This window comes from Massilia sp. CCM 8734 (genome assembly GCF_011682155.1).
GTDB classification, from domain to species: Bacteria; Pseudomonadota; Gammaproteobacteria; order Burkholderiales; family Burkholderiaceae_D; genus Telluria_A; species Telluria_A rubra.
Genome location: NZ_WHJI01000032.1, coordinates 87887 through 95967, shown reverse-complemented (window position 1 = coordinate 95967; position 8081 = coordinate 87887). Strand labels below are relative to the sequence as shown.

The 8081-nt window shown below is 65.8% G+C and carries 5 protein-coding genes; 1 reads left to right on the top strand and 4 read right to left on the bottom strand.

The genetic code is table 11. The annotated features are described in order from the left end of the window. The first annotated feature begins 388 nt into the window (after positions 1-388). A complete protein-coding gene (locus F2P46_RS25030) occupies positions 389-652 on the top strand; it encodes a hypothetical protein (protein ID WP_166895312.1) in 264 nt (87 codons plus the stop codon). Here F2P46_RS25030 and F2P46_RS25025 read toward each other — a convergent pair. From F2P46_RS25025 to F2P46_RS37105, 4 genes are read right to left on the bottom strand one after another with little or no spacing between them, the layout of a single operon-like run. Further along, positions 626-3718 (bottom strand): efflux RND transporter permease subunit, encoded by a 3093-nt coding sequence (locus tag F2P46_RS25025; RefSeq protein ID WP_166895310.1) that lies wholly within the window; start codon positions 3716-3718, stop codon positions 626-628. The two genes, F2P46_RS25030 and F2P46_RS25025, sit on opposite strands and share 27 nt — an antisense overlap. Further along, positions 3715-4812, bottom strand: coding sequence for an efflux RND transporter periplasmic adaptor subunit (locus F2P46_RS25020; RefSeq protein WP_166895308.1), 1098 nt, complete (start codon positions 4810-4812; stop codon positions 3715-3717). Before F2P46_RS25020 ends, F2P46_RS25025 begins: the two co-directional genes overlap by 4 nt. Beyond that, positions 4809-5999: an MFS transporter gene (locus F2P46_RS25015; RefSeq protein ID WP_166895306.1), complete on the bottom strand. Its 1191-nt coding sequence runs from the start codon at positions 5997-5999 to the stop codon at positions 4809-4811. Before F2P46_RS25015 ends, F2P46_RS25020 begins: the two co-directional genes overlap by 4 nt. Then, positions 5996-8071: an ATP-grasp domain-containing protein gene (locus F2P46_RS37105; protein WP_208296765.1), complete on the bottom strand. Its 2076-nt coding sequence runs from the start codon at positions 8069-8071 to the stop codon at positions 5996-5998. The genes F2P46_RS25015 and F2P46_RS37105 overlap by 4 nt, the downstream gene beginning before the upstream one ends. Between the last annotated feature and the right edge of the window lie 10 nt (positions 8072-8081).

The window sequence follows — 8081 nt, the reverse complement described above, 5'->3', positions numbered from 1 at the left end:
AGCTGCTCTGAGGTAGAATTCATGCCGGGCAAGGTGCGTTCGTGTTGAAATTGTGTTTTATGGATAACTCACATTTTATCAATCACTTACGGCATTCTTGCCCTTTTTTATGCAAAATTCAGGCTAGAGGATGCCGAACGCACGATTCACGATCATTTTGGCATCGAACGTTCGGTACACAGCGTACCGGCGGAAATCCACGATCTGCTCCGCGCAAACAAGTTATTGGCGGCCGTGAAGCTGCTACAGCAGGCAAACCCCGGTGTGGAAATCCCCGGACTGCGCTCGCACCTGCGCTACCTGGGTTACAGCGCGGAACTTGAGCAAGCGCTACAGGCGATTCGTACGAGTGGCCCGCACCTCGCCTACGCCGACGAAAGATGACAACATGATTTGTCCAAGCTGCAAATCCAAAAAAGTGCTCACCGGCCAGGTCAAGGTCAGGCTGGGCGAAGGCGGTGCGGTGAATGCCTTTAACCCGGACGGCTTGAAGCTCCTGACCTTGAAAAAGTCGGTCCCGCTGGTGCACGAGACGCTGTCCGTGTGCACGGCATGCGGCCATCTGTGGGGCCGCATCCGACCCGCCGAGCTGGCGGCCCTGATCGAACGAAGCGGCAAGGACGAACTAAAGAAGCGCCTCGTCGACGATTGATTCCCGCCGCCCGGCCCGCACCGTTCCACCCCGCGCAGGCTTGTTCTTGCGCTCATACCTGTCCAGCGCAAGATACATCGCCGGCGTCACGTACAGCGTAATCAACTGCGAAAACACCAGTCCTCCAACGACCGCAAGCCCCAGCGGTTGGCGCAGTTCGGCCCCCGCACCCCAGCCCAGCGCAATCGGCAGCGCGCCCATCAGCGCGGCAATGGTCGTCATCATGATCGGCCGAAAGCGCAGCAGGCAGGCCTGGCGCACCGCCAGTTCCGGCGCCATGCCTTCCTCGCGCTGCAAATGCAGGGCGAAGTCGATGATCATGATTGCGTTCTTCTTCACGATCCCGATCAGCAGCAAAATGCCGACCACCGCGATCATGGTCAGCTCCATCCCGAACAGCCATAACGTGAGTAGCGCACCGACCGCCGCCGACGGCAGCCCCGTCAGGATGGTCAGCGGATGAATATAGCTTTCGTACAGCACCCCGAGCAGGATGTAGATGACCGCCAGCGCGGCCACGATCAGCCATACCTGGCTCGATTGCGCCTCCTGGAACACGGCCGCGTCGCCGCCGTAGCGCGCCACGATCGACGCCGGCAGCTTCATATCGCGCGCCATCGCGTTGATGGCGCCGGTCGCGTCGCCGAGCGGCACGCCGGCCGCCAGGTTGAACGACAGCGTAATGGCCTGCAGCTGCCCCTGGTGATTGACCGACAGCGGCCCGATGGTGCGCTCCACCGTCGCAAAGCTCGATACGTTCACCAGTTCACCCGCCTTGCTGCGCACCGACAGATGGCCCAGCGCATCCTCGAACTGGCGCTCGGCCTGCGCCGATTCCAGGATCACCGAATAGGTGGCGGCGGCGCCGTAAATGGTCGCCACCTGGCGTTCCCCGAATGCCGAATACAAGGCGCTGCGCACATCAAGCATGCGTACGCCCAGTACGGCCGCCTTGTCGCGGTCCACTTTCAGGCTCGCCTGCAAGCCCTGGTTGCGCGCGTCGCTGGTCACGTCGGTAAAGCGCGCGTCGGCCCGCATCCGTTCCAGGAAGTTGGCCGCCCATTCATCCGGACCCTGGGCGCCGACGCTTTGCAGCGTGTACTGGTAGCGGCTTTTGCTGGGCCGCCCGCCCACCTGGAAATTCTGCACCGGTTTCAGATACACGGCCACGCCGGCAATCCCGCTGGTGGCCCGTTTCAGGCTCGCGATCACAGCGGCCATCGGGGCGCGCTGCCCGCGTGGTTTGAGCAGGAGGAACATGCTGCCGCTGTTGTCGCCCGTGACCGACGACGATACATCGCGCACGTTCGGGTCGGCCTTGAGCGCCGCCGCCACCTTCACTTGCAGGGCCAGCATGGCGGAGGATGAAATGTCTTCCGATGCCTCGGTCGACACGCGCACCTGGCCCAGGTCTTCCTCCGGCAGCAAGCCCTTGGGAATGGCCGCATACAGCCCCACCGTGAGCGCCAGGATGGCCAGCGCCGCCAGCAGCACCCTGGCGCGGTGCGCGAGCGCCTGGTCCAGCGACGCCGCGTAAGCCCTTTCCACGCGCGCGAACACGCTTGTCTTGCCGGCCGCGTGCCGTGCATCCTCGCGCAGCAGGCGGCTCGAGAGCATCGGCACGAGCGTGAGCGACACTAGCGCCGACACCAGCACCGCCAGCGACACCACCACCGCAAATTCGTGGAACAGCAGCCCCATCACGCCCGGCATGAAGAAGATTGGCATGAATACCGCCGCCAGCGAAATCGAAATCGACACGATGGTCAGGCTCACCTCGCGCGCACCGGTCATGGCGGCGTCAAACGGGCTTTTGCCGGCTTCGATATGGCGCACGATATTTTCCAGCACCACGATCGCGTCGTCCACCACCAGCCCGACGGCCAGGGTAATCCCCAGCAGTGAAACATTATTCAGGCTGTAGCCGAGCCAGTGCATCAGCAGCAGCGCGCCAAGTAGGGAAATGGGAATCGTCAGTGCCGGTATCAGGGTGGCCGCCGCGCGGCGCAGGAACAGAAAGATCACCAGGATCACCAGCACGATGGTCAGCCCGAGCGTAATGTTCACATCATTCATCGCTTCGCGCACCGATACCGAGCGGTCGTTGACCATGTTGATCGCCACCGACTGCGGCAACTGCCCGCGCATGCGTGCGAGTGCCTGCTTGGCCGCGTCCACCACGGCCAGGGTATTCGCATCGGGCTGGCGGTACAGCAGCAGCACGATCGAGCGCTCGCCGTTAAAACTGCTGGCCGAGCGCACCGACTGGTAACTGTCCTCTACATCGGCCACGTCTTCCAGCCGTACCGGCTGCCCGCCGCGCATGGCCACAATCAGGCCGGCATAATCCGCGGCCTTGAGCAGTTGCGCATTACCCTGGATGACCATGCTCTGCGCCGGCCCGTCCAGCACGCCGAGCGGTGAATTGGCGTTGGCCGCCTGCAGCGCGGCCGACAGTTCGTCCATCGACATGTCGCGCGCCTTCATGCGGCCGGGATCGGCGCGCACCCGCACAGCAAAGCGCTTCTGGCCCAGCACCGTCAACTGCGCCACGCCGGGAAGGCCGGACAACGCCGGCGCGATCAGGTTTTCCGCGTAGTCGTTCAGCTCCGACAAGTCCATCGACGGCGACGTCATCTCCATCGACAGTACCGCCGCTTCCGCCGGATTGACTTTGCGGTAGGACGGCAGCTCGGTCATCTCGCGCGGCAGTGCGCGCTGCGCCCGCAGCAGCGCCGCCTGCACGTCCACGGCGGCGGCATTGATGTCGATGGCCGGCCCGAACTCCAGCGTCAGCGAGGTCGCGCCCAGGGTACTGGTGGAGGTCAGCAAGGTGACGCCGGCGATCGCCGAAAACTCCTTCTCCAGCGGCAGCGCCACCGACGACGCCATCGTCTGGGGACTGGCGCCCGGCAGGTTGGCCTGCACGTTGATCACCGGGGTGTTGTAACTCGGTAGCGCGGACACCGGAATGAAGCGGTACGCCAGCAGCCCGGCAACCACCAGGCCGACCGACAGCAGCACCACCATCACCGGGCGCTCGATACAGAATGCGGACAAGTTCATCCCCGGCCCGCCTTGATCCGCGCGCCAGGCTTGAGATTCTGCTTGCCCTCGGTGACGATGGTTTCGCCACCCGCCAGGCCGGTCACCGCGGCACTCGACCCGAATGCGTGCAGCCGCTCCACCGCCACCTGCTTCACCGTCTGGTCCGGCCCCACCACGTACACGAAGGCGCCGGCGGGACTGGTGATCATCGCCGCCTGTGGAATCACCACGGCCCCGCGCAGCGTGCTTACCGTGACCCGTGCGTCCACATACTGCCCCGGCCACATGGCGGCGTCGCCGTTCTCGAAACTCGCCTTGACCCGGATCGCGCCGGCTACCGGGTCGACACTGTTATCGATGAAGGTAAGCAGTCCGTTGCGATTGTTGGCCTCGACCGCCACCGCGCCGCGCTGGTGCGCCGCCAGCAGCTCGCCAACATGCGCTTCCGGTAGCGTGAACGTGACCGCAATCGGATCGAGCCGCGCTACCGTGACCAGCGGCGTGCCGACTTGCACCAGGCTGCCCGCATACAGCTTGATGGCGCCGACCCGGCCCGCCATCGGCGCGCGGATCGCGTTGTAGCCGGCGTCCACCCGCACCCCCCGCAGCGCCGCCTGGTCGGCCCGCAGCAAGGCGCGCGCCGCATCGACCTCGCTGCGCAGCGTGTCCACGGCGGTGATGGCGATGAACTGCTTCTCCAGCAATTCCACGCTGCGCCGGTAGCGCTGCTCAAGGCCGGCCAGCGCCGCCTCGTCGCGCATTAGCTGCGCCTGCGCGCGTTCTACGCTGGCACGTCCGGCACGGTCGTCCAGCGAAAACAGCAATTGGCCCGCCTTGACGAACTGGCCTTCGCGGATGTGCACTTGCCTGATGGTGCTGGTGGTCTGCGCGTGCACGTCCACTACGCTCGTTGGCGTCACGGTGCCGGTCGCGCGCAGCACCACAGGCACGTCGCGCACCACCGGCGCCACCGTGTTCACCACCACGGCGGGCGGGGAGGGTGGCGTCGTAGCCGTGGCCGATGCGGCGCGCGCGGGCGTGCTCCAGTAGCGCGCCGCGCTGGCAACGACGACCGCGCCGCACAGCATCGCAATCGCATGCTGCTTGTTCATGTGGCCTCCCGCGCGCGTGGCGCCAGACGGAACAGGCCGAACGCGCTCAGGAGCCCGACCGCGCAAAAGATCATCCACGGCAGTTGCGGCCATTGGCGCGTGCTGGAAAACTCGACCAGCCAACCACCGGTCACGTTGCCGATCGCGCCGCCAAGGGCCAGGCTGAGCGAACTGAAACCGAGAAAGGTCCCCAGCGCTTGCGGATTGGCCATGCTGGCGATCAGGTTCTGCATCGTCGGCCGCACCAGGATCGCCCCAATCGAAAACGCCGCGACGCACACCAGGAAGGCCGCAAACGTCTGCGCCAGGGCGATGGCGCCAACGCCGAGCGCGATGATCGTCACGCCCAGCACCAGGATCTGCTGCGTCGACAGCCAGCGCTCCGCCACCCGCAGCAGGTGGTATTGCAGCAGCACTGTCAGGCCGGCGCTGAGCGCGAACATGATGCCGACGCTGTCCTGGTTTCCGCTCAGGCGTTCGGCCAGCAGCGGGAAGCTGATATTGATCTGCACCGCCACGAACCAGTAGCCCATCATCAGGCCGGTGAACAGCAAAAAGCGGCGGTCGCGCGTCACCAGTGCGAGGCGGTGCGTCGTCAAGCGCGGCGCCTCCGGACTTGCCAGCGGCGGCAGCATCCACAGGGCGATGCCGCAGTTGAGCGCAAAGCACGCCGCGGCCGCCAGGCACACGATCTGGAAGTCCACATGCAGCAGCGCCACGCCGACCAGCGGGCCGACGGTGCTGGCAATGCCGCTGACCCAGTTACTGAGCGCGTAGTAGCGCGGCCGCGTCTCTTGCGTCGTCAAGGCCGCAATCGCCGCCTGGTAGGGCGCTTCGAACAATGCGCCGCCCAGCGCCGACACCACCATCGCCACGCACAGCGTCAAGGCGTCGCCGGCGAAGGCCAGGCTGGCAAAGCCGGCGGCGCGCAGCAGCACACCGAGGCAGATCATGGGCCGCACGCCGAAGCGGTCGGCCAGCATGCCGCCCACCAGCGCCAGGCCCTGCTGCGTTATCTGGCGCAGCGCCAGCGCGCCTCCGACCACGGCCGCCGCCATGCCGGCATTGCTGACAAAATGCACGCTCACCAGGGGCATCAGCATGGCAAAGCCGACCACCATCAGGAAGGTGTACACCAGCAGCGCATTGAGCCCGCGCTTGCGGACCTGGTCGGACAAAACGGTCATGGCGCGCGGTACAGGTAGACGGAGGTTGGATCGGCGCTGAACTGCGAGAATGGAAACGGCTCGGCGCATACCGCGGCCACGCCGTCACCAAGAAAGCGCGGGATGATGCCGCTGCCGGTCTGCGCGTACACGATCAACGGAATGCCGCGCCGGCGCGCCGCCATCAGGATGTCGTCGAACGAGCCGTTGGACAGGGTCATGCCGGTGGCGATGATCATGTCGGCCGTCTCCAGGATCGGCAGCATGTCGCGCGATACCTCCAGGCCGCTGTGCGTGCGTTCCATGTTGAAGTCGCACGGCAGGCAAATGCCGCCGTTCTGCGTAATGGCGTCCACCAGCGGATTTACCACGCCGATCAGGCCCACGCGCTGGCCCGGCTTGATGGACACCAGCGCGGCAATCGCATTGTCGCGCGCCACCGCGCGCACCGGTGGCGCACCGGCCGGCAAGGTCATGGCTTGCGCCAGCGCCGACTCGCGCGCCGGGCGCACCGCGTTCAGGTAGGCGTCGAGCGCGGCGATGCGCACCGGCAGGCGCGGATCGACCAGCAGGTCGGCCACGCTTGATCCTGCCAGCGCCGGCGCAATCGTCGGGTCGAGCGCATCGCGTTCGATGCAGCAGGCGCCGAACGCCGCGCCCACGCGCAGCACCAGGTAGTAGTTGCGATAGGTTTGCTGGGTGCCCGGAAAACGCGTGCTTTGCGAAATCCACGACGCCCCGACCACGTGCATTGATTCCGGCGCCGGGCCGTACAGGCCGCACTGCACGTCTTCGATCAGGCCCGTCACGTTCCACGGCGCGGCCGGCTCCTTGGCGTCGCCCGCGAAACTGATCGCGACCCCGCTTAGCGCCTTCTCCGCATACTTGCGCGCATCCAGGCCGTGCGGGTCGATGGCCACCACGTGGCCGAGGTAGCAGGCGTTGTCGATCGGTGCGGCCAGCACCTTGCCGCTGGCATTGGTGATCAGCGCGCGCGCCACGTGCGGTGCGCTGGCCACGCTGTCGATACCGGTCATGGCGCCGACCCTGCCTACGCCTGCCGGCACGAGGAACTTGATGGCCGCGCTTTGCACACCGGTCTCCTTGCGCGTGAGGTCCGGCTGTCGCCCGAGCGCCAGGTCGATCTGGGCCGACAGGAACTGTATGCCGGTAACCCGCTCGATCAGCTCCGCAATGTAATTGCCTCCCGGGCGCGGATTGATTTCGACGATACGCGGCCCCCTGCGCGTGAGCTTCACTTCGGTGTGGCTGATGCCGTGGTCGAAGCCGACCGCTTCCAGCGCCGCCCTCACCAGTTCGCACACCGCGTCCGTCACGTCGCCATCGAGCCGCGCCGGGAACATGTGCCCGTCCTCGATAAAGTAGGGGAAGCCTGTCAGGCTCTTGTCGGTGATGCCGATGATGGTCGTTTGCCCGCCGAAGGTGCACGCTTCCACGCTCACTTCCTCGCCCTTCATGTATTCTTCCAGCAGCCATAGCGGCTCGCGCGCCTGCTCGCGGAAGTTGGTCGGGAATGCTTCCAGCGCCGCAAACGCCGCGTGCAGTTCCGTTTCGTCCTTGACCAGCTTGACGAAGGCGCTCGACGCCAGGTCCGACGGCTTGAGGATCAGCGGGTAGCCGATCTCGCTGGCCGCCGCGCGCGCCGCTTCCCACGAGGTTACGGCGGCAAACGCCGGATTGGGCAGGCCGGCCTTTTCCAGCGCTTCGCGCACCAGGTGCTTGCGGCGCACCATCGCCACATTGCTGCAAAATGCCTGCGGCAGCGCCAACGCCTGCGCCACCTGGGCCACGGTGTCGATGTAGTAGTCGCAGATGGTCACCACGCCGTCGAACTTGAGCACGCGGTGCTGGGCCCGCAAAAAGTCGATCAGCGCCGGCACGTCATTCGTTTCGGTGGTGAGCACATTGGCGGCGTGCGCCAGCACCGGGTGGATCGGCGCTTTTTGCCCGTCCAGGTAGTGGGCGCGGTTGCGCGTCACAAAGGTGTAGGTGTGGCCGGCGCCGGTGATGGTGGCGGGAAAAATGCGGCCGGTGCCGCCGACCCAGCTTTCGATCATTAACAGGTGTGCCATGGTGTGATTA